The 22,348-nt window shown below is 70.2% G+C and carries 15 protein-coding genes and 1 pseudogene; 10 read left to right on the top strand and 6 right to left on the bottom strand.

Translation table 11 applies throughout. From position 1 onward, the window contains the following. Positions 1 to 67: 67 nt before the first annotated feature. Positions 68 to 1,042 carry an aldo/keto reductase gene (locus tag ACZ7IF_RS28235; RefSeq protein WP_470976804.1) on the bottom strand — a complete coding sequence of 325 codons (975 nt, stop codon included), beginning with the start codon at positions 1,040 to 1,042 and terminating at the stop codon, positions 68 to 70. Positions 1,043 to 1,125: 83 nt separating this feature from the next. Between ACZ7IF_RS28235 and ACZ7IF_RS28230 the strand changes: the two genes are divergently transcribed. The 5 genes from ACZ7IF_RS28230 to ACZ7IF_RS28210 all read left to right on the top strand — a co-directional run bounded on the left by ACZ7IF_RS28230 (position 1,126) and on the right by ACZ7IF_RS28210 (position 9,543). Next, complete coding sequence (locus ACZ7IF_RS28230; protein WP_470976801.1) at positions 1,126 to 2,031, top strand: TauD/TfdA family dioxygenase; 906 nt, start codon at positions 1,126 to 1,128, stop codon at positions 2,029 to 2,031. 349 nt (positions 2,032 to 2,380) lie between these two features. Beyond that, positions 2,381 to 3,226, top strand: a complete 846-nt coding sequence (locus ACZ7IF_RS28225) for an SAM-dependent methyltransferase (RefSeq protein ID WP_470976798.1) — start codon at positions 2,381 to 2,383, stop codon at positions 3,224 to 3,226. Between the two features lie 1,238 nt (positions 3,227 to 4,464). Further along, entirely contained in the window at positions 4,465 to 5,145 is a 681-nt protein-coding gene (locus ACZ7IF_RS28220; RefSeq protein WP_470976795.1) for a class I SAM-dependent methyltransferase, read from the top strand. Between the two features lie 386 nt (positions 5,146 to 5,531). Further along, positions 5,532 to 7,766, top strand: a complete 2,235-nt coding sequence (gene fxsT / locus ACZ7IF_RS28215) for an FxSxx-COOH system tetratricopeptide repeat protein (protein ID WP_470976792.1) — start codon at positions 5,532 to 5,534, stop codon at positions 7,764 to 7,766. A 1,435-nt stretch (positions 7,767 to 9,201) separates the two neighbouring features. Continuing rightward, positions 9,202 to 9,543 carry a HopJ type III effector protein gene (locus tag ACZ7IF_RS28210; RefSeq protein WP_470976789.1) on the top strand — a complete coding sequence of 114 codons (342 nt, stop codon included), beginning with the start codon at positions 9,202 to 9,204 and terminating at the stop codon, positions 9,541 to 9,543. Positions 9,544 to 9,696: 153 nt separating this feature from the next. On the opposite strand, the gene ACZ7IF_RS28205 is transcribed toward ACZ7IF_RS28210, so the two are convergent. Together ACZ7IF_RS28205 and ACZ7IF_RS28200 are read right to left on the bottom strand one after the other, a co-directional pair. Further along, complete coding sequence (locus tag ACZ7IF_RS28205) at positions 9,697 to 9,990, bottom strand: DUF6087 family protein (protein ID WP_470976786.1); 294 nt, start codon at positions 9,988 to 9,990, stop codon at positions 9,697 to 9,699. Between the two features lie 271 nt (positions 9,991 to 10,261). Further along, positions 10,262 to 10,860: pseudogene (locus tag ACZ7IF_RS28200) on the bottom strand (NAD(P)-dependent oxidoreductase). 900 nt (positions 10,861 to 11,760) lie between these two features. Here ACZ7IF_RS28200 and ACZ7IF_RS28195 point away from each other — a divergent pair. Continuing rightward, positions 11,761 to 12,168, top strand: a complete 408-nt coding sequence (locus tag ACZ7IF_RS28195; RefSeq protein WP_470976783.1) for a hypothetical protein — start codon at positions 11,761 to 11,763, stop codon at positions 12,166 to 12,168. 240 nt (positions 12,169 to 12,408) lie between these two features. On the opposite strand, the gene ACZ7IF_RS28190 is transcribed toward ACZ7IF_RS28195, so the two are convergent. Together ACZ7IF_RS28190 and ACZ7IF_RS28185 are read right to left on the bottom strand one after the other, a co-directional pair. Then, positions 12,409 to 14,466, bottom strand: a complete 2,058-nt coding sequence (locus tag ACZ7IF_RS28190) for a transglycosylase domain-containing protein (RefSeq protein ID WP_470976780.1) — start codon at positions 14,464 to 14,466, stop codon at positions 12,409 to 12,411. 322 nt (positions 14,467 to 14,788) lie between these two features. After that, complete coding sequence (locus ACZ7IF_RS28185) at positions 14,789 to 15,697, bottom strand: ribosome-inactivating family protein (protein ID WP_470976777.1); 909 nt, start codon at positions 15,695 to 15,697, stop codon at positions 14,789 to 14,791. A 380-nt stretch (positions 15,698 to 16,077) separates the two neighbouring features. On the opposite strand from ACZ7IF_RS28185, the gene ACZ7IF_RS28180 reads away from it, so the two are divergent. Beyond that, positions 16,078 to 17,613: a hypothetical protein gene (locus tag ACZ7IF_RS28180; protein ID WP_470976774.1), complete on the top strand. Its 1,536-nt coding sequence runs from the start codon at positions 16,078 to 16,080 to the stop codon at positions 17,611 to 17,613. 778 nt (positions 17,614 to 18,391) lie between these two features. On the opposite strand, the gene ACZ7IF_RS28175 is transcribed toward ACZ7IF_RS28180, so the two are convergent. After that, on the bottom strand, positions 18,392 to 18,871 hold the full coding sequence (locus tag ACZ7IF_RS28175) for a MarR family winged helix-turn-helix transcriptional regulator (RefSeq protein WP_470976912.1): 480 nt from the start codon (positions 18,869 to 18,871) through the stop codon (positions 18,392 to 18,394). A 171-nt stretch (positions 18,872 to 19,042) separates the two neighbouring features. Here ACZ7IF_RS28175 and ACZ7IF_RS28170 point away from each other — a divergent pair, with 171 nt between their 5' ends. The 3 genes from ACZ7IF_RS28170 to ACZ7IF_RS28160 all read left to right on the top strand — a co-directional run bounded on the left by ACZ7IF_RS28170 (position 19,043) and on the right by ACZ7IF_RS28160 (position 22,229). Beyond that, positions 19,043 to 20,173, top strand: coding sequence for an NADH:flavin oxidoreductase (locus ACZ7IF_RS28170; protein ID WP_470976771.1), 1,131 nt, complete (start codon positions 19,043 to 19,045; stop codon positions 20,171 to 20,173). A gap of 301 nt (positions 20,174 to 20,474) precedes the next feature. After that, positions 20,475 to 21,587 (top strand): TolB family protein, encoded by a 1,113-nt coding sequence (locus tag ACZ7IF_RS28165; RefSeq protein WP_470976768.1) that lies wholly within the window; start codon positions 20,475 to 20,477, stop codon positions 21,585 to 21,587. Positions 21,588 to 21,686: 99 nt separating this feature from the next. Continuing rightward, on the top strand, positions 21,687 to 22,229 hold the full coding sequence (locus ACZ7IF_RS28160; protein ID WP_470976765.1) for a DapH/DapD/GlmU-related protein: 543 nt from the start codon (positions 21,687 to 21,689) through the stop codon (positions 22,227 to 22,229). Positions 22,230 to 22,348 lie beyond the last annotated feature (119 nt).

Raw genomic sequence — 22,348 nt, 5'->3', positions numbered from 1 at the left:
GGTCGGGAAACCGTTCGGCACCGCAGTCCGGTTGTCTTGCCACGTACGCGCCGCCCGCCGCCGTGGTCTATTTCTCCAGCCGGGACAGGTCCGGTGCGCGGTCGCCGAGGGCTTCCGGTATCGCGTCGGTGATCGACCGCAACTGCCCGGCCGAGAGCGTGACCGCGAGCGCCCCGGCATTCTCGTCGAGGTGCGTGCGGCGACGCGTGCCCGGAAGGGGGATCACACCGTCCGGCTGTGCCAGAACCCAGGCCAGCGCCAGTTGCGCGGGAGTACAGCCGAGACCCCGGGCCAGGGTCCGTACGCGCTGGACCAGGCGCAGGTTGCCTGCCAGGTTCTCCGTGTGGAACCGGGGGTGATCGCGGCGGATGTCCTCTGCGGCCAGGGTGTCCACGCCGGTCAGTGCTCCTGTGAGGAGACCGCGGCCGAGCGGCGAGTACGCCACCAAGGCGACGCCGAGTTCGCGGGCGGTGGGCCGGATCTCCCGTTCCAGGCCACGTGTCCACAGCGAGTACTCGCTTTGCAGAGCGGCGACCGGCGCTGTCGCACAGGCCCGGCGCAGCGTGCTGGCACTTACCTCCGACAGGCCGATGTAGCGCACCTTGCCTTCGGTCACCAGCTCGCCCATGGCACCGACGGTGTCCTCGATGGGGACGGCCGGGTTGCGACGGTGCAGGTAGTAGAGGTCGATGTGGTCCACCCCGAGTCGGCGCAGTGAGGCGGTGCAGGCCCTCTTGGCGTAGGCGGGTGTCGAGTCGACCCGTCGCGCCCTGTGGTCACCGGAACGTACGACGCCGAACTTGGATGCCAGGAAGACCTCGTCGCGGCGTTTCGCGACGGCTCGTCCCACCAACTCCTCGTTGGTGTACGGGCCGTACATGTCGGCGGTGTCGAGGAAGGTGAGGCCCAGGTCGAGAGCCCGGTGGATCGTGGCGATCGACTCGGACTCCTCGGCTGGGCCGTAGAAGTCGGACATGCCCATGCAGCCCAGGCCCATCGCCGACACCAGGGGGCCATCACGCCCCAGCCGCTTGCGCAGCATCCGAACCTCCTCGTGGGGGTCTTCTCCGCGTTCGCCCTGCCTCCTACCCTCAAGGAAAGCGTCGGTGCACATCCGGAAGGCAGATGTCGATGGCCCTGGACTCCAGGCACGGCTGGTCACAGCAGACCTTCTCCTCCCCCACCGCCTTCCGTCTCCCCTACAGCCCCGACCACGCCGTCCTGGCCCGCCGATTACGTACCGAGGTGCTCGACGGCCACGGTTTCGCCGTGGTGACGGGAACACCGGCCGGCACCATGACCACCGGGGCGGCCCAGGAGTTCGCCACTTCGCTGCTCGGCCACCTCGGCGAACCGCTTCCGCAGGGCCGGGGCCCGGACACCGCCCTGGGGTGGCTGGTCCGCGACGAAGGCGTCTCGGCGTACACCGACGACCGCCGCTTCAGCGAGAACGCCTACACCTCCAAGTCACGCGGCTACCTGCACCTGCACAACGACCGGGCAGTCCAGCCCTTCGGCCAGGAACCCGATGCCATCGCGCTCCTCATGCACCGGAAGGCCCTGCACGGTGGCGCTTCCGTCCTGGCTGACGGCTGGACGGTCCACCGCATACTCCGCGAGTCGGATCCGCACGCACTGGAAGCGCTCAGCACGCCGTACCCCGTGGACCGCCGCCACGTCACACCCCAGGGCGAGAGTCCGGTGGTACGCGTGCCGGTGTTCGAGCAGACCGGCGGCCGCGTCCAGGTCCGATGCAACCTCAAACGCATCGAGACCGCCGCCGAACTGACCGGCGAGCCGATTCCCCCCGAGCAGTGCGCGGCCCTCGAAACCCTGCGCCAAGTGCTGGCCCGCCCGGAACTGAAGGTCACGATCCCGCTGGAGGAGGGCGACTGCCTCGTCATCGACGACCGGCGCGTCCTGCACGGCCGCACGCCCTACGAGGACCACCCCGACGCCGCCCGCCGACGCTGCCTCGTCCGGGTCATGCTGCGGTGCGCACCAGCCCACGGAGCCGCCCGCGAGCCGTAGCCGACCGACCACTGCGGGACCGTCGAGAACGCCGCCTGGAACCACAGCCGAGCGGCTGCCCCCTGGCTCCTGCATCAACCGGAACGATCAGCGTCACGCGAACCCTCGGACCTGGAAGGCAGATCGTGGCTGAGGGAGCCGCTGGCCAGGCCGGCCGTACGGCAGTGCGATCAGCGCGCCGTCGGCCCCCGCCGGACGTCGAGATGCCGCCCGATGGCCCCGTGCGCGCCGGGGTATCACCGGCGTGGCTGGTCCGGCGTTCCTGTTCTCCTGCCCGCGGCCCGGATACCCTCGCGCCGAGCATCTGCGCCGGCTGCGTCAGCCGGGTCCCGACAAGCGAGGGCATGACATGACCAGTCTTGACAGTGCGGCCAAAGCCTCCGCCGCAGCGGCCGGCTACTACGGCACAAGTGATGTCGATGTCTTCTACGGCACCGTGTGGGGCGGCGAGGACATCCACACCGGCGTGTACATCCATCCTCACGAGCCGGTCGCCGTGGCTTCCCGCCGTACCGTCGAAGTCGCAGCGTCGAAGGTCGCCGACCGTCTCGGCACCGGATCCCTTGTGCTCGACCTCGGATCCGGATACGGGGGACCCGCCCGCTACCTGGCCGAGACCTTCGGCTGCCAGGTCGTCGCCCTCAACATCAGCGAGGCCCAGAACGAGCGCCACCGCAAGACCAACACCGAGCGCGGCCTTGACGGGCTCATCGAGGTCGTGACCGGATCGTTCCAGGACATCCCCTCCCCTGACCGGCACTTCGACGTCGTGTGGTCGCAGGAGGCCTTCTGCCACAGCGGAAACCGGGAAGAGCTCCTCTCAGAAGCCGTCCGTGTTCTCAAACCCCAGGGGCACCTCGTCTTCACCGACCTGATGGCAGCCGACCACACCCCGCCCGAGGCGCTGCGCCCTGTGATCGCCCGCCTCCAGGTCGACGAGTTCGCCACCCCCGCCTTCTACCGGCAGCAACTCACCGCCCTGGGGCTGGCCTCGATCGACTTCGACGACCGCAGCGACCAGATGCTCACCCACTACCTCCGCCTCACAGAGGAGACACGGCAGCGGGCGAAGGAACTCCAGGGCCTCATCAGTCCTGCCTACCTGGACGGCCTCCTGAAGAACCTGCCGCTCTGGGTGGAAGCCTGCCGCAAAAACCTGACCAGCTGGGGAATCTTCCACGCGCGCCGCCCCTGACCACTGCCGGGATCGCTGCCAGCGCCGTGGTGATCTCTTCGTCGGTCGGCTGGTACGGGGCTACGTCGGGGTGCGGCATTCGGCCGTTGTCGATCACGCCGGACTCGGTCAGCACGGGGCCCTTCCGGATCGCGTGGCCGCATGTGCCCGAGATGAAGAGCAGACCGCGTTCCCCCTCCTCCACGAAACGCAGATACGGCTGGACCATCACGACCCGGCCCTGGTCCAGCAGTGTCCGGACGTGCCGCTTGGCGTCGGCGTGCTGATCGGGCTCGTAGCGCGCGGTGTCAAGTGCACCCGCGGAAATCGCGGGCTTTACCACCACCGCGCCATACCGGGGTTGGCCACGCAGGGGGTCCCGCAATGCCGTACGAGAAGCGCGTGAACAGAATGGAAATTGCCAGGCGGAGGGCAGAAGGCGCACTGTATCGGCAAGGCGGTAACACGGCTGGCACCTAGGGTGCGCGAACCCCCGCCTTGGGAGCGAACCGGCCGTTCACTGGGCAGGCTCAGGCTCGTCGGCCATGGAACCCACGTGCTCCGGTGCCGCAGCTGGTTGTGCTGGCTGCTCCCGTGACATCCGTACGTGGGAAGAGGAGCCAGGCGACGGATCCGATATCGGCGAGCTTGCCGGCCGCGTTGGCCGGCGGTGTAGGCGGCGAGCTGGGTCGGCAGGTGTGGGCAGGACTCGGTGCGCTGGTGCGTCGGCCATCCCAGCGCGACGAGGACGACGGGCAGCTTTCGACGATCCGTCCGGGAGAGGCGGAGCTGACGCGACTGGAAGAGGGGCCCGCCGGTCCAATGCGGGCCCGAGCACTGAGTGCTGCGCTCGCGATGCGGGCGGCGGCGGACACGGACTTCCACGCACGACTGCAACGGTGGCTCACGCAGGCAACAGCGGGGACGGAGAGACCCGCAACGAGATCAGCGGAGGAACCTTCCATGGTCCGGTTGCACAGGGCCGTGACTTTTCCGGGGCGCCGTTCACCACTCGCACTCAACCCGCGCCGCCGCCGACTCCTCCGGGCGGCTCCGACCCCGGGCAGCGGCCCGCCCCCGGCTTCTTCCGTCTTCACCGGACGCGACCGGGAGATCGGCGAACTACTCCAGGCTTGAGGTCTTCACCGGCATACCGCTGGTTCCGCGCCCACGACGGTGAACGATTCGCATTCGCCCCCCTCGCCGGGTTGCGGCGTCGTATCGTCGCGGCGACCGCACCGGGTGGAGGGGGCTCCTGGATGACCGCTGACGACGTGAACCGCGCTGCCTGGCAGGAGTACGGCCAGCATCACCTGGACCGGCAGACCAAGCTGCCTGAGGTGGAGCGAATCGACTGGGCGGGCTGGGGCACAGGTCCCGGGTCCGAGTTGCTGGGTGTGGTTGCCGGGCTCCGCGCCCTGGACCTCGGGAGCGGTGTTGGCCGGCACGCGGCGCATCTGGTGCGTGACCACGGCGCCGTGGTGGACGCCATCGACGCATCCGCCACCCAGCACCAGCGGGCCCGAGACCGCTACCCGAACGTGCCGGGGCTGACCCTGCTGCACGGGGACGCCGTGGAGCATCTGGCCCGAGCCGAGCCCTACGACCTGATCTATGCCGTCAGCGTCTTCCCGTTCACGGACCCCGCGCTGATGGTCCCGGCCGTGGCCCAAGGCCTGGGCCCGAGGGGGCGACTGGTGTTCTCCGCCCTGCACACCAGCGTCACCGGGCAGGGCCCGGCGAACGAGGTGGTTGCCCGGCGGGAGCTGATCCGGCTCACGGGCGGCGTGGACATCCCGACGGACATGTATGTGCTGGACTCCCCGGTGTGGGCCGGGCTACTCACGGACGCCGGGCTCGTCGTCGACGATGTCCTGACGCTGGACCGCGAAGGCGAGTCGCCGGTGTCGTTCCGAGTGTTCAGTGCCCACCGCCCCTAGCTGACCCTGTCGGGATCAGTAGGCCAGCGTGCCGGGGTGCACAGCTGTTCCGGAGACGGTGCCTGGCGGCATGGCGCATGCTTGGGCCAGCGGCATCGTGGGGGCTGGGGGTCGGCGTGAGCGGTGGCAGGCGTACGCGGGCGGTTTCGATGGTGAGCGGGTCCGCGGCGGCGGCGACGTGCGCGCTGGGGGTTGTGACGAACTACGCCGCGAGCGCCGTGCCGGACTGGGCGTCCCGTCCGTGGGTGGTGTGGTCGGTTTTCGGTGTGCTGGCTGTGGGTGCGGTCGTCTTGGATCTGGTCAGCCGCCGTCTGGACGCCGTTGGGTCCGCGAGGATTGCTGCGCCGCGCAGGTTGGTGCCGTTGGGGCGGGTGCCGGTCGCCGGCATGGCCTCCTTGCGTGCGCCCCAGGGCGCAGGCGCCGTCCGCGGTCGTTACGACGAACTGGATTCGCTGCGTCGGCTGCTGGCCCGGCCCGAGGGCAAGTTCGCCGTGCTGTGCGGGGTCGGGGGAATCGGCAAGACCACGTTGGCCGCTGCTCTGGCTGATGTCGCGCGCGCGGAAGGGCGGAGCGTGTTCTGGATCCGCTGGCGCGACCCAGAGGAGCTGGCGGAGCAGATGACCCGTGCGGCGCTGGCCTGCGGCCTTCCCGAGGCCCGGCTCGAGGAGGCCCGAGCGGGTCGGGCCGGGCTGCCGGATGTGGTGTGGGAGCAGTTGGATCGGGCCTCCGCATGGCTGTTGGTCATCGACAACGTCGACACCCCTCAGGCCGTCGGTCCTGATGGGGAGGAGGTGGCCTCCTACCGGGGATGGATCCGGCCGGGCGGCCGGGGCCTGCTGCTGGTCACCAGCCGGAACACCGACCTCGCGGTGTGGGGCACCCGGGCCGTCCTCCACCACGTCGCCCCGCTGGAGCCCTCAGCCGGCGGCCAGGTCCTCCGGGACGCGGCACCCCAGGCGGGGACTGCCGACGAGGCACGGGCACTTGCGGACCGGCTGGGTGGCCTGCCGCTGGCCCTCCACGCCGTGGGCCGCTATCTGGCTGCCCCCGGCAGCCGCCACCGCAGCTTCACCGCCTACACCGCCGCTCTCGACACACAGCTCGGCACGCTGCTCGGCGCAGCGCAGCTCCGGGCGGTTGACCCGGACGTCGGACGGACCCTCGTGCGCCACACGTGGGAGCTGTCCCTGGACCAACTGGCCGCTGACGGAAACCCCCTCGCACGGCCGGTGCTGCGGCTGCTGTCCCTCCTGGCAGCCGCCCCCGTCCCCATCTCGCTCCTCACACCCGAGCTCGTCACCGATGCCACCAGGCAGCAGACCGGCGTGATCGAAGTGGAGGCCGCGCTCAACGGCCTGCACACCTACGGCCTCGTCGAAACGCCCATCAGCCACGACGGTCAACCCGTCCTCGGACAACTCGTCCTGCACCCCCTGGTGCGCGAGATCACCGCCCACACCCACATCACAGAATCCACAGAGCCGAGCCGCTACCAGCTGGCGCTCACGGGCCGCCTGATCCAGGCAGCCCAGGGGGTGAGGGGTGCCCGGACTGAGGACTGGGACGCGGCTCGTCTCCTCGCCCCTCACCTCCTGATCGCCGCAACGCACTCCGTCAATGAGAACAACCGCCGCCTCGCCGACGCCGTCGATCACATCAGCCAGTCCCTCACAGCTGCGGGCGATTACGGCAGCGTGCTTCAGCTGCGTCAGGCCGCGCACGAGATCACCGTCCGATCCTTGGGCCCCGACCATTCCGAAACCCTCAACAGCCGCAACGACCTCGCCAACGCGCTCGACCTCTTCGGTCGGCACCAGGAGGCCGCGGACCTTCACCATCAGGTCCTCGCTGCCCGTGAACGCATTCTCCCCGCCGACCACCCCGATACCCTGCTCAGCCGCAGCAACCTCGCCAACGCGCTGGACCACCTCGGCCAGCACCAAGAGGCTGCGGACCACCACCGGTACATCCTGGCCGCGCGTGACCGGATCCTCGGCACCGACAACGTGCACACCCTGCACAGCCGCAACAACCTCGGCCTCGCACTCGGCTACCTCGGACGGCACCAAGAATCAGCCGACCTCCACCGCGAGGCGCTCGCCGGCTACGAACGCGTCCTCGGCGCCGGTCACCCCGACAGCCTGAACAGCCGCAACAACCTCGCGCTCGCGCTCGACCACCTCGGCCAGCACCGGGAAGCAGCCGACCTCCACCGGCAGGTCCTCAGCGCCTACGAACGCACCCTCGGCCCGGAGCACCCCGACACCCTTCACAGTCGAGACAACCTCGGCCTCGCGCTCGACCACCTCGGCCAGCACCGGGAAGCAGCCGACCTCCACCGGCAGGTCCTCAGCGCCTACGAACGCACCCTCGGCCCCGACCACCCCAGCACCCTGACCAGCCGCAACAACCTCGGCCTCGCACTCGACCACCTCGGCCACCACCAGGAAGCGGCCGACCTCCACCAGGGCGTGCTCACCACCCGCGAACGCATCCTCGGACCCGCCCACCCCGACACCCAGCGCAGCCGCAGCAACCTCACAGCGGCACTGCGTGCTGGGGGGCGTTCTGGGACCAGGATGCGACCTGGCAGAAGGGGTGGGTTCTTCAGACCCAGTTGAGGGGCGAAGTTCGCATGGCTGTGCGGACCGCTCAATCTGTCGGTCAGGCGACTTCGCTCGCGGGCACACGGCAGCGCGGCTGCAGCGTGCCGGACCGGCGGACGACCCCGAGGCGGCAGGGAAGGCGTTGGCGGCGGAACTTCTCGACACCAGGGCTGAGGTCATTCTTCGGGACGTCCGGGACCGGCTGGCGGCACGGTAACGGGCAGAGGAGGAAACGGTCAGCACAGCACGTCGCCATCGCTGCAGAAGCCGCGCACGGGGGCAGGTCCTGCACACCCAGCCCGATCGTCGGACCGCTGATGGCCGACGAAGAGATTCGTGGCCCGCAGTGCATCGGATCCGGTGTGGGACGTGGACGCCCCGCCATGCCGATTCCAGGCGGGTGGCGCCAGCCGCCAAGAGCCGTTCCCGGAAGCCGGCCTCCGCTGCTTCGGGGCTTCGGGGCTTCGGGGCTTCGGCGAGCGCAGACTCGGCAGAGTCCCCGACCTTGCTGAAGATTGGCCGGGCGGGGGGGTCACGAGATGCCCGGCGGCGCACCGCACCGCGTGCGGCGAGGAGTTCCCCGGCCAGGAACTTTCGAGGAGCTGGGCACCGGCATCAGCCAGGCGGGCTCGGAACGCCTTCTCCGCGCGTAACGAGTGTGCGGGGCGCGCTGGTTGCACGCTTTCCCCCAAGTCGTGGGAGCCCTACGGTAGGCGCGAGACTGCCCGTCGGCACTTCCTGTCCCCCCGATGGAGTGGGTATCGGACCAGGGCGTCGGGAGGGCAAAGGTCGTGCCCCGTCCTCCGGGCAGGGCGGGGCACGCGGGTCCGATAAGCACAACCGTCCCAAGCCGCAGCAAGCCCGTGCATCCCAGGCCACTGCTTCGGCTGTCGCACCGTCGGCACGCAACGCCTCCACGATCAGTGGGAGATCGGCGTCCCGTTCCATGCCGGACTCGCTGGTCACGATCGCGATCCTGGCTGTGCCCACCTGACTCTCCCCCGTCGTAACCCGTCGGACCCTTGCAGCCCAAACGGGACTGTCTCCGCAGCGCAGGCCGGCCTCGCTCATCACAGCTGAGCACTGGCTGCTGCATCGCGCCAGACGGCGGGCAGCGCGAAACGGGTGATTGGCAGCCGGCCCACGGCTCCCGCGCTGGTACGCGTCCCTCGGCACGGCGTCCCGCCCTCCCGGGTCCCAGCCACGACGGCACCCCAGCAGAACCCGGCGGCTACATCGCTCCCCCGGGCGTGCCGCGCGATCCCGCTCACGTGACCGGCGTGAGCTGCGAGACGGCTCTCGGCGGGTGACCGAGAAGCACATCGTGACCTGCGGAGATGCCGGTCGTTCCGACATGTGGCGCGATCCCTGCCGACCGGCCATGAGGGGGGTACTGTCGTCCGGTCACAGACGGCAATCGGATCGCCTGTCCAAACCCAAAGGAACCAATATGACCGATTTGAACTCACTGCGGGCAAGCCTTGCGTCAGGTGAGCACGAGTTCGCCGAGACTCTGGCCTTCGTCGCCGCGCACTACGACTATCAGCCGCAGGCGTTCCGCAACGGGGAGCTGGAAAACGCCGCAGGCGAGAACGAGGGTTCCTGCAAGACCCTGGGACTGGCCCTGCTGGAAGGACTGAGCGACCAGGAGGCGCTGCTGGCATTCGGTGAGCACTACCGCAGTGTGCTGGCGACGCCGAACGACACTGATCACGCCAACATTCGCAACCTCATGGCCCATGGCCTGGGCGGGGTGACCTTCGCCGGGCAACCGTTGACCCGCAAGAGCTGAACGGCGAGATCCGGGCGAGCACCGTCACCGGCTTCTTCCTCATGAGCGCGGGGTTGGCCCGGGTGCCTGGAGGGGTCGGGAGGGGCAGGCGGGCCGGCTCGCAGGACAAGAACCGCGCCGCGGCCGGGGCCTGCCGCACGGCTCAACCAGGTCCTACTGCGGTTTGCGGTGCCGGCCGGGCTGCTTCTTGGGCGCGGTCCGTTCCTGTTCCTGCGGCTGGGGGGCGGGGTTGAGGACGCGGCAGGCAGCAGCGTAGTCCTCGACCACGACAACGGGCACCCACTGGAAGCCGTCCCACTCCAGGATGAGGCGCGGGGCCCCGGGGTCGACGTGGGCAGCTCTCTGCGTACCTGGGCCAAGGGTGACGGCCTTCAGCTCGCCGGGCCTGCGCATCCGGCCCTCGCGGCGCGCGGCCCACTGGTCGAGCGGTTCGTCTTCGGGGTTCATCGTCGTACCTCCGTCGAGCAGGTGCAGCACCTTACCGCGCCGCCGCGAACCCGCCCCTCCCCGACGAGGCCGGCAGGGCAGGACGGCCACCGCCCTGCCTGGGTTCACGGCCACCCTCCACAAGCCCGACGCCGCAGGGGTACGGGCCCTTCTGTGTTCCCTGCGGACTCTCAGCCCGATGAGGGCTCTTCGACGAGAACGCTCGAGCTCGAACCGGGGGCGGCCTTCCGTCTGTTCAGGGCGCGCGGCTCCGCCCGGGCGATGCGGCTGCTCAGCGCGTGAGGATGACGCGCTGGCACACCCGTAGGTCGCTGGTCGCGGTGGCGAGCGGGAAGTCCGCGACGTCTGCACGTGTGATCCTCCCTCGGACGCGTCCTTTGGCTGCCTCCAGCGGGATCGTCTTGTAGTCGCCGGTGGTCTGGCCGTTGCTGAACAGCACGGGCAGGGCGATGGTCCAGGCGCGGTCGCCGCGGGCGATGGTGTCATCGGCGATGCCCTTGTCCGTCATGAGCGGGCCCATCAGCAGCTTCGAAGCGATGGCCTGGAGGAGGGGCTGGTGCCGGACGGTGTCGCCGGAGCCGAGGGCCGAGAGCCGGACGAGGCGTTCCACGCCGGCTGCGGCCATGGCTTCCATGACGGGGCCGGCCGTGCGGGTGGCGAGAGTGGACTTGTAGTCCTTGCCCGGTCCCAGGGCACAGATGAGGGCTTGGCCGCCCCGGATCGCTCCTCGATGTACGTGGCGGAGGCGGCGTCGCCGATGACCACGGTTACGCGCTCGTCGTCGCGCGGTGGCAGCCGGGCTGCGTCACGGACCAGTGCCGTGACGCGGTGCCCGGCTGCGAGGGCCTGCTGGAGTACCTGCCGGCCGATCGGCCCGTGGCGCCGAGGACGGTGAGCTGCATGATCAGCCTCCTTCGGGGTAGTACGGGTCGGCCCCCATCGGGCGAGGGGTCGTACCGAGCCGGGGCTGCCTGAGGCGGCGCCCGGAGATGCCTGCCATCAGTCTTGCGGCGGTAGACGGGCGACGGGGCCATCGCGTCCCCTCTTTCGCACGCACGTGGGAGGCGTCCACGCACGCGCGACTCCTCCGGCGTTCAGCCAGCGCTCCAGGCGCCGCCAGCAGGTCTGCCCGGCGGGTGTGCTGGTCCTCGGCTCGGCCGGGTGGATCGACCAGTGGCGGGAGTCGGGCCGGCCCCTGTCCGAGTGCGCCAGGGCGGCTGCGGCGACGGGTGGAGGCCGTCTTCGTGAGTGGCCGTGCGAGGCGGTCGTGGTTCCGGCAGCCGATGACCGGCCTTTGACGGTGCGGGCGAGCACCTCACCGTCTCCGTTCGACGGGAAACCGACGATCGCGGCCCTGGAGGTCAGTCCCGGTCTTCCGTGGCCGGGGACCGCAGACCGGTCGGTACCGGTAAGGCTCGGGGACCTGCCCGTCGACCGGTGCGGCATGGTTGTCGGCGACGCCGCGGGGCTGGACGCGTGGACGGGAACGGACGACGAGCCGGCCGACGGGCTCGCCGACGTCTTCTACTGGGGCCTGCACGCTGACGACGTGCATGCGCAGTTCGGTGGTGAGCGGATCGCCCGGTACGGCGTCAACGGGCCACACGGACGGCTGGACAGCCTTCTTGGGATCAGTGCCGGCATCGTAAGACCATGGGAACAGCAGGAGCGACACCTGGACCGGAGACCTCAACGCGGAGCGGTCTCACGACTCTGGGTGAGGCGGCGTGCCGTTATCGGGCGGATGAGATCCCGCCAGAGGACCTGCCGGTGATTGCCGCTGAGGCACTCGCGGCTGGGCTGGACAGCCCGACGCTGTGTGAGCTCGCTGGTTGGCCGCGCCACGCGGATACCCGCGACATTCGTGATGCGTTCGAGCAAGCACTCGCCGAGTGCGGCATCGACTTGCCTGATCCGGGGGTGGCCCGGCGCCACGCTCTGCGCCGACTGGCGGCGAGATTCGTCGACGGAGAAGCCGCTCTCGCCGACCTGGTGACGGACGACTCGTGGGAGACCGAAGCCGAAACGGCGGAGGAGCGAGCATTCGCGTCGCCGATCCCGCCGTGCGGATGCTGCATCGAGCACACGGTGGGGCTTGCGGAGCGGACGTGGGTAGCCGAACTGCGGATCGCCGCGCTCGCCTTGGCGTCCTCTGCGCCGATCCGCCCCGGCTGCTGACCCTGCAAGGAGGGTCTCCTGCCGCTGGTCTGCACGCCCATTGGTGACGATCACACAGGGCAGCCCGGCACCCCTGAATGCGGGTTCCTGGTCGATCAGGCTGTTGTCGAGATCCACGGCCGGCAAGGACGCCCGGTTGAGAATCAGGGGTGCAGGGTCATGGGCGCAGTACGGCGCTGTCGTAGGCGGGAGTGGGCCTGCCACACTGCGCCTCGCCGTGCCGGCCGGGCTACGAGACCGTCACGGGCGGTCCTGGGGAGCGTCCGTCGGGTACGACGGCGCAGGCGCCGCCACCTCGTTGTAAGCCTTCCAGATCAGCGGCGGGAGGGCGCTGCCGCGCTCGGAATCGGGGCCGCCCACGCCCTGCATGGGCAGCAGTTGCGGGACGTCGGGTTTCGTGCGGAACATCGCGACCGAGGTGCTCAGTTCCGGCGTCGCCCCGATGAACCAGGCCGCGTTCATACGGTCGTTCGGGCCGGTCTTGCCTGCGCAGGACGGGACGGAGGTCCACTGGCCCTTCGGCGGTCCGACGGCGCTCCAGGCCACCTGGCGGAGCGCCGTGCCGACCGTCGCGGCTGCTTCGGAGCTCATGGCCCGACGCGATTTGGTCTGGCCGAAGCCCTCCACCGCGACGTCGTTCCGCTCGACCTTGGTCACCGAGTAGGGCTCGGTGGCCCGGCCCTGGTTGACGAAGGTCGTATAGGCGCTGGCCAGCCGGACGGCGCTGGGGGTGGAGGTACCGATGGAGAAGGTCGGCTCCAGCTTTGCCATGCTCTCCTCCCGCAGTCCCGACGCGACCGCGAGCTCCTTGACCTTCTTCAACCCGGTCTTCTTGCCGCTCTCCACGAACGGCGTGTGGTCGGAGTTCACCAGCGCCGCTTGGAGGTTCGCGGATGTCGTCGCCGGCCCTGTCGGCGTGGGCTTCAGGGGGTCCGGGGCAGCGCCCTCGGCTGAGCGTTCCCCGCCTTCGAGCTCCTTCTCCATCGCGGCGGCGTACACGAAGGGTTTGAAGGCCGAGGCCGCAGGCACGCCTGAGGTGTCCGCGTTGTTGGTGAAGTGCTCGACCGCGTCGGAGCCGCCGTAGACCGCGACGATCGCTCCGTCCTTGGGGCGTATCGAGGCGGCGCCGACCTGCACGTATTGGTCTTCCGCGCGCTTCTTCGGGTCCAGTCGGTCCGCGCGCACCTGCTCGACGGCCTTGGCCAGCGCGAGCACCTTGTCCTTCTCGAAGGTGGTGTGGACGCTGTAGCCGCCACCGGCCAGATCCTTGCCCGAGATCCCGCCGCGGCTCTTGAGGTACTTGTTGGCGATGTCGACGAGGTAGCCGGTCTGCCCGGCCTGGCTGGTCGGCTTGACCGGAGGCTTCGGCTCGGGGAACTCCGTGTACTTCGCGCGCTCCTCGGCGCTCATCGAACCCGTGTCGACCTGACGGTCCAGGATCCAGCTCCAGCGGTCCTCGGCGCGTTGGCGGTTGTCGGCGCTGAGGGACGGGTCGAAGCTTTCCGCGCCCTTGAGTACGGCGGCCAGCAGCGCGCCCTGGCTGGGGTTCAGATCCTTGGCGGGGATGCCGTAGTACGCGTACGCGGCGGCCTGGACGCCGTACGCGTCGCGGCCGAACCAGGAGGTGTTGAGGTACCCCTCAAGGATCTCCGTCTTGGGCCGCTGGTTGCTGACCTTGAGGGAGAGGAAGAGTTCCTTGACCTTTCGCTGGACGGTCTGGTCCTGGCTCAGATAGGTGTTCTTCACGTACTGCTGGGTGATCGTCGAGCCGCCCTGGGTCTCCTTGCCCTTGACGATGTTGACGGCGGCGCGGCCGATGCCCGTCACCGAGACGCCCGAGTCGCTGTAGAAGTCCGCGTTCTCCGCCGCGATGACGGCGCGCTGGACGGAGTCGGGCACCTGGGAGAGCTTCACGTCCTGCCGGTTCACATCGCCGACGCTCACCATCCGGCTGCCGTCCGCCCAGTAGTAGACGGTGCCCTGCCGGCTCGCCGAGTCGTGCGGGTCCGGGATCTCGACCTGTATGTAGACGGCGGTGAAGAGGCCGGCGAGGGCGCCGGTGAAGAGCAGGAACAGGCCGGAGGTCAGCTTCCAGGAGGGCGTCCAGCGCCGCCGGCCCCGCCGACCGCGCCTGGGGTAGTCGATGAGGGGGCGACGGGCCTTCCGGGCGGCTCTCCTGCGGCTCTTCGTTCGGCGCGTGGGGCGTCGTCTGCGCCGCGGGCCTTCCCGCCGCTCCGGGCTTGCGGTGTCGTCCCTGCTGTCCGTGCGGTCCGCGCGGCGTTTGTGGGGGAGCCTCATGGGGGGTGCGGAACTCCTCGATCACGAGCCGTCATTTCGGGGGTGTCGACGGACTCGATCGGAAGGATGATCGGACCGTGTCCCCGGGCTGGGCCGTTTATGGATCTCCATGGACCTTCATGGACGACACGGGGACTTGGGGTGCGCAGATCATCAGATCGTCTGTTTGGCATCGGTCTGGCGGGTTCCAGGGTCCTCGCCGAATCGGCGGGCACCCTCGGGCGCCGACTGCGGGGGGCTTCGTCCTGCGGCGCGGCCGGGACGCCTCGACCCGAGCCGCCCGCTGACGGGCCGGAAAGGGCTCAGCGCATCCCGATCGGCACTATCCTGCCTGGCTGCCCAGCCCCAGCAGGTAGGAGATGCGCGGGCGTTGGGGCGGATTCCCCCGCATCATGTCCGTCAGACTCGCATAGCTTCGCCCGTCGACGACCACCGGACTTCCGGTACCCCCGTTCCTCGTCCGGAAGGCCAGTCGGGTCAATGGTGCCCACCGGTTCTCCAACGCGATTCCGAACGATCCCAGGGTCGTCTGCCAGCCGTATCCGTCCGATTCGCCGCCGTTCCTGATGGTGTTCGAGATGCGGTTCTGGATCCACCCGAAGCGGGCTGCCTCCGAAGTGGCCTGGACTATGTTCGCGAGGTTCAGCCGGTAGTTGTAACGGGTGTTGTAGGTGAACCCGGTGAGTCCCATGAACTGGTTGCGCAGGTTCGGCCCGGTGTACACGGTGTTCGCACGGGCGTCGTCGGCGTCCAGGCCGCCGTTCTGGTAGCTCCCCGAGTAGATGGTCGTGAAGAGCTGATCGCCATTCCCGAAGTTCCGTACCAGGTGGGACTGGGCGTCGCTGAACCGGTAGTTGCGACCCGCCATCCTGAAGCCGTCCAGGTAGAGGTTGTCCGTGCGGTAGAACAGGCTGAGGAACTGGTTGCCGTTGTCCGTGACCCGTATCTCGATGTAGCGCCCTGTTTCAGCCTCGGTCCTGCCGAGAACACCGCCGTGATCGGCATCGACCGTGTAGCCCGCCAGATGGCGGAGCTCCCTCAGCATGTCGTCGTAGCGCTGGGCCGCCAGAGGGCCTCCTTGCTGGAGGCTGGTGATGTCCCAGGACATGACGGTCCATATCCGGGACGTGGTCGCGCGAGCGGGCGGGGCCGTGGTCAGCTGGAGCAGACCCAGCAGCGCGACAAGGGCGGCGAGGGCCGCCCTGGGCACCTTCAAGGACAGCAGGTTCAAGGCCGTGCCTCTCTTCGGGAACCGGCCCGTGTCGGAGGACGAAACGGAACGGGCCGGGCTTGTGGAGAATCCCATGCTGACCACGGCCGCTAACACTCCACTGACTCCCTCCTAACGCCTCCGTCGGGCATGGGAGTCGTTCCCGCGGGGGTGGGCGGTATGACAGACAGTTCCGACTCCGTTTCCGCGGAGGGAATCGACCGCCAGGTGACAGGGCGCGCCCTCGGTCCGCCCCTTGAGTGAGGCCTGGCAGACGAGGAGCGCCTGCCCGTCCGCGAGGAGTTCCGCCGGACACCCACGCGGAGCGATGCGCCTTCGGCGATGACAGGGCCCGCCCGGCACTACACACTTGTGCTGAACCAGGCGGTGGGGAGGCGCTGATGGGCCGGGCTCTTCGTATCGGCATGCCGGCGGGTGTCGTGGTGCTGGTGGCATGTGCACCGCTGTACGCCCCTTACTACTCCACCGTCCTGGTGTGGGAGCTGCGCAAGCTCTTCGCCTGGCTGGCCCTGCCGCTGCTGGCCGTGGCGTTCGTCGCGCTGGCGGGGCTCGTGCGGTGGCTCATGCGCAGGCTGCGGGGCAAGGCCGGTGCCGGGTCGGGCGGTGTGGCGGGGGTGCTCGGCTGCCTGGGGGCCGTCGTCGGCCTCGCGCTCGCCGTCTGGTGGCTGGTGTACGGCGCGTACCTGCAGGACCGCGGCTATATGGAGGCCACGCGGGTGGTGACCGAGCCGGTGCCCGCGCTGGCGCCCCGCGCCCCCTACCTCGTCGGCAAGGCACAGGCCGCCCCGCACCTGGGCGATGTCACCGGTGAGATCTCGGACATCACGTACCTGCCCGACTCGGACCGCTTCACCACCCTCGTCGAGCGCAGCGGCTGGCTCTCCGGGTACGAGGTCGGCCTCGTACAGGATGTTCCGCTCGGCGGTACCAGCCGTTCGCGGCAGCGCTGTCCGTTCGACGTGGACGTGGCGGACGCACGCATGGGCGGCTGGTTCGGTCACAACCTGGGCCGGAAGATCTCCGCCCAGGAGCGCTGGGTCCGCTTCGAGGCCCAGGACGCCTACGTGACCTGCTCGGGCGATACGCCCATCGTGGTCGTACCCCTCAAGAGGCAGACCGGGGTTCTGGTCGTGACGGAACGTCCCGCAGGAGTCGCGCTCTACGACGGCCGGACGGGCGAGGTCACCATCACCACGGAGACGGACACCGTCCCCGGCCCGTCCTACCCGCTGAGCCTCGCCGCCCGTCAGCGGGAGGCGGTCGCCGCCGTCGGCGGCTTCGCCGACTGGTGGTTCGAACGCAGCGGCTGGGACGCCTCGGAAGACGGCGCGAACGAGGGGAACGAATCGGAGTTCACCTTGCGCCACGGCGATTCGAGCGGACGCAGCGTCTACGTCACGCCCCTCACACCGCAGGGCGAGGCCAGCTCGGTCGTCGCCGTCGCGACGGTGCCCGCCCGCCATCAGGGCAGCGGGCTGGCACCCCTGACCGTCCACCGGCTCGATCCGACCTGGTCCTCGCCGAAGGCGGTCATCGCGCTGATCAAGGCCGAGTACCGGGACGTCTGCTGCTACAACGACGACAGGGTGTTCGAGGTGGTCCCCACGGGCGGCACCACCTGGACCGCCACGATCGGCAGCGAGCAGGACATCCGCTACCGGGTGGAGGGCAGGGGCCAGGTCGCGGGCCGCGAGGCGACCTGTCTGAAGGCCGCCGACGGCACGCTGATCCGGTGTGCGTTCGCGGCGCCCGGCTCACCGGAGGAGCAAGAGCTCAAGCGGCGCGAGGAGCAGGCGAAGGGCAAACCCCGGGCCGGCCCACCGGACCTCGGCGACCTCACCGCCTACACCCCCGAGCAGTTGGCCGAGCTCAACCGTCGTGTCAACGAAGAGGTCAACCGCCGGCTCAAGGGCTGACAGGAGCCGTCCTGCGACCGGCCTCTGACGTCCAGGCGCTTGCCCGTCACGGCGCGGTACAGGTGTGCGCCCCCGGGTACGGTGCCGGCGGCCGCCGGGGCGGCCTGGGCGGGGGTGACGCCCGCGAAGAGGCAGGTGGAAGCGGTGAAGGCCCCGGCGCTGTTCCGTCTGGCGCACCTGACAGCCGCGGCGGGCGTCGTGCTCAAGGACCGGGTGGACGGCCGGAGCGTGGCCCTGTTGGCCTGTGTCCGCGCCCTCTCGGTGGTTCTCTACGTGCCCGCCCTCGTACGCGCTGGTTCTCCGGTCCGGGGGTCTGGGCCGACGTACCGGTCACCGGGTGCGGTCTCCCGTGGATCGCCGTCGCCGTCGCCGTCATCGGTGAGGGGGAGGCCGTGGCACCGCACGGCTGGTTGATGGTGCAGAGCCTGTCGGCTGCCGCGGCCGCGGTGGTCGCGTTCGGGTGGCGTGGCACCGTCCTCGTCCTCGTACTGCTGCCAGCCACCTCGCCGGCTCTGCACGGGGCGGTGCCGGACGCACGGGCCGCGCTGGAGGAGGCCGTGCACCGGGCGGAGGGTCTCGGGCTCACTCTGAAGGCGCAGTACCATGCCGTGCCGGACCTGCCCCGGGAGGTCGCCGAAGCCCTCGCTGCCGCGGTTTCCGATGCCCTGGACAACGTGGGCAGGCATCCGGGCACCGACACGGCCCATGTGAACTGGCCCGAAGGGTGCACGAGGACGGTCTCCACTCGTGCACCCCCAGGGGCGGTGGTCGCGGGTTCCTACGTGGTTCGCGGCGCGGATTCCCGCGGGGCCGGCGGGTGGCACGCGGCGCGGGTGCCGTCTTCCTCCGTGCGCGGCCAGTAGCGTCCTTCGAGGGCCTCCGCGCTGCGGTTGAGCCGGACCAGGGCGTCCTCCAGCTCGCGTACCTCCTCGGGGGACCAGTCGGCTACGACCCGGGCCAGGCAGGACCGGTTGACCTCCCGGTCTCCGGTGAGCCGGCGCCCGCCCTCGGCGGTGATGCGCAGTTTGCGGGCCATGCCGCCGTCCGGGTCGGCGACGCGTTCGGCCAGTCCGCAGCGCAGCAGTGCGGCCGTCTGGCGGTTCACGGTCGAGGTGTCGAGCCCGAAGGCCTCTGCCAGCTGGCCGATGGACATGGGGCCCTGGGTGTCGATCCGGCTGAGCAGCAGGTACGCCGACCGCTCCAGGCGCTCGGGGTCCCGCTCGCGCCGGGCAAGCACCTGGTGCCGCGAGAGCAGCATCAGCTCCCGCTCCAGTTTCTCCAGCACTGCGCCTCCCGCTCCTTCCGGCGCTCCATTATCGCCGACCCGTGGACCGGCGGATGCTGCTGCAATATGCATGATACATAGCATGTGTATTATGCACTTCTCGTTGCCACCCGACGAGCCACAGCCTCAACCCGGAGGACCCGCATGACCGTCACCACGTCCACCGCCTCCCGCGCGGCCGAGATCCTCTCCCGGCCCGTCACGCTGAACGGCCTGACCGTCCCCAACCGCATCGCGATGGCTCCGATGACGCGGATGTTCTCCCCCGGCGGCGTGCCCGGCGAGGACGTGCTGGCGTACTACGCCAGCCGGGCCGCCGCGGGCGTGGGCCTGATCATCACCGAGGGCACCTACGTCGGCCACGAGTCCGCCGGGCAGAGCGACCGGGTGCCGCGGTTCCACGGCGAGGAGCAGCTGGCGGGGTGGGCGAAGGTCGCCGCGGCCGTGCACGAGGCGGGCGGCACGATCGTGCCCCAGCTGTGGCACATAGGCATGGTGCGCAAGCAGGGTGAGGCGCCGTACGCCGACGCGCCCGCCGTCGGCCCCTCCGGCATCCGCGTCGACGGCACCGAGGGGACCGGCAAGGCGATGACCCGCGCCGACCTCGACGACGTCATCGGCGCGTTCGCCGACGCCGCCGCGGAGGCCGAGCGGATCGGCTTCGACGGCGTCGAACTGCACGGCGCCCACGGCTACCTGATCGACCAGTTCCTGTGGGAGCGGACCAACCGCCGCAGCGACGCCTACGGCGGCGACGCGGTCGCCCGTACGAAGTTCGCCGCGGAGGTCGTGGCCGCGGTCCGCGAGCGCGTCTCGGCCGAGTTCCCGGTGATCTTCCGCTACTCGCAGTGGAAGCAGGAGGCCTACGACGGCCGTCTCGCGCAGACCCCGGAGGAGCTGGAGGCGATCCTGGCCCCCCTGGCGGCGGCGGGCGTCGACGTCTTCCACGCCTCCACCCGGCGCTACTGGATCCCGGAGTTCGAGGGCTCGGACCTGAACCTTGCGGGCTGGACCAGGAAGCTCACGGGACGGCCGGCCATCACCGTCGGCTCGGTGGGTCTCGACGGGGACTTCATCCGCTCCTTCGCCGGCGAGGGAGCGGCACTCGGCGACATCGACAACCTGCTGGACCGCATGGAACGCGACGAGTTCGACATGGTCGCGGTCGGCCGGGCGCTGCTCCAGGACCCGCAGTGGGCGGCGAAGGTCCTCGGCAACCGGTTCGACGAGCTGAAGCCGTACGACGCGGCGGCGCTCGGGTCGCTCAGCCGGTAGCCGGTAGCCGTCCGGGCGGCCGGACGGCCGGACGGCCTGACGGCCTGACGGTTTGCCCAAAGACGCCCCGCGATTGCCGGTCCGCCGGCCTCGCGGGGCGTACGCGCTCCGGGCGGCCCCTGCCCGAGCACGGCATCCCGTACCTCCTCGACCGGGCCGGTGAGGGGCGGATCGCTCCCGCATGGCCGAAACCGCGCCTCTCGGTCATGTGCCGCATTGACCCCACAGTGCCTTCGCGGTTGCATGCTCTGGTCCTCCGGCAGGGAACCGGAGGCGAGGGTTTGTCCTGACTGGGGGGAAAATGAGGGGAAACACGAACAGGGTCACCACCAGACGCCTGCGGGCCGCCCTGAGCGCGGCCGTCGCGGTCTGCGCTGTCACGGCGGTGCTGCCCGGAGCCGCCTGGGCCGAGCCCGCGGCAGTGGCGCGCGAGGGCGGGGCCGGTGTCGAGAGGGTCAGTGTCGCGGCCGACGGCACCCAGGGCGACGACGGCTCCGGCGGCGCCTCGATCACGCCGGACGGCCGCCACGTCGTCTTCTCGTCCTCGGCGAGGAACCTCACGGCCGACAGCACGACGGGCGGCGACAGGGTGTTCGTCCGCGACCAGCAGGCGGGGCAGACCAAGCGGTTCGGGGACTACACCCCGCTCCAGCCCCCGGTGATCAGCGGTGACGGAGCATACGTCGCCTATCCCCTGCAGTGGATGAACAACGTACGCATTCGCCAGTATCAGGTGAGCACGGGAAGGACGGTCTCCGCCGACTGCTCGACGTACAGCTGCAGCCAGCCGTCGTTGAGCGCGGACGGCCGCTTCATCGCCCTTGCCATCCTCATCAGGCAAACGTCGTCCAGCCGCCAGCGCATCGAGGTCCACGACGAGAACACCGGCGCCAAGGTGACCGTCGCCGCCTTCGACCACACCCATCCGGCCCGTCCGTCCATCAGCGGCGACGGCCGCTACGTCGCCTACCAGGACGGCAAGGCGGGGGACGTCTTCGTGTGGGACCGGACCACCGGCACCGCCTCCGGCCCGATCGAGGGCCCGTCCGCCGGGGCGACCCTCGTCCAGCTCAGCGACGACGGCAGCACGGTCGTCTACCTCTCGGGCTCCGACACCTACGTCCACGACGTGCGCTCGGGCACCGCCCGACCGGTACCGAACGTGCGGGGCGTGGCCATCGATCCCACCGGCCGCCACCTGCTGTACGCCCCGCACGAGACGACCGGACCCTCACTGGTCCTGCGCGACCTGCAGACCGGCACCGACGAGATCGTCTCGAGCCGGCCCGCCACCGCAGGGACCGACTCGGTCAGCGCCGACGGGCGCGACGTGGTCTTCCAGTCCACGGCCGACGACATCGTGCCCGGCGACACCAACGGCAAGTCGGACGTCTTCGTCCGCCACCTCCTCTGACCGGCCGACCGGCCGGCCGCCGAGCTCTGGTGCAGTGCCCGGAGCGGTCAGGGAAGACGGATCTTGTGCGGTCGCCCGCACACGAGAAAGAATCGCGGCATGCCCAGCGACAGGCTCATGCGCATCCACAGCGCCGAGTTCCAGGCCATGGCCGAGAGGGTCCTGCGGGTCACCGGACTCACCTCCCGCCTGAACGTCCTGCCCTTCGAGGACGAAGAGGGCAGGGCCGAACTGCTGGAACAGATCCTCGGCAAGCCGCTGCCGCCGAGAGTCACCGTCTATCCGCCCTTCTACACGGACCACGGCCTGCACCTCGACCTCGCCGAGCGCGTGTTCATCAACCAGAACTGCACGTTCCTGGACTACGCGGGCATCCGGCTCGGCGAGCGCGTGATGGTCGGCCCGAAGGTCACGTTCATCACCAGCGGCCACCCGGTCGATCCCCAGGAGCGGCGGCTGTACCTCACCGGCGCGCCCATCGACGTCGCGGAGAACGTGTGGATCGGCGCCGGTGCCACGATCCTGCCCGGCGTCAGCATCGGACGTGATGCCGTGATCGCCGCCGGCGCGGTCGTGGCCGATGACGTTCCACCCGCAACTCTGGTGACCGGCGCGAAAGCCACGGTGCGGCGTCAGTGGTGACGGCAGTGGTGCCGAGGGGGGGGGGGGGGGGGGGGGGGGGGGGGGGGGGGGGGGGGGGGGGGGGGGGATCGCCAGGGGGTCCGGCCTTCCAAATTGTTTGGTGGGGGAAACAGCAGAGG

Source organism: Streptomyces sp. NPDC037421 (assembly GCF_055602105.1).
Note: the sequence above shows the minus strand (reverse complement) of the source record. Positions and strands in the feature narration are given on the sequence as shown.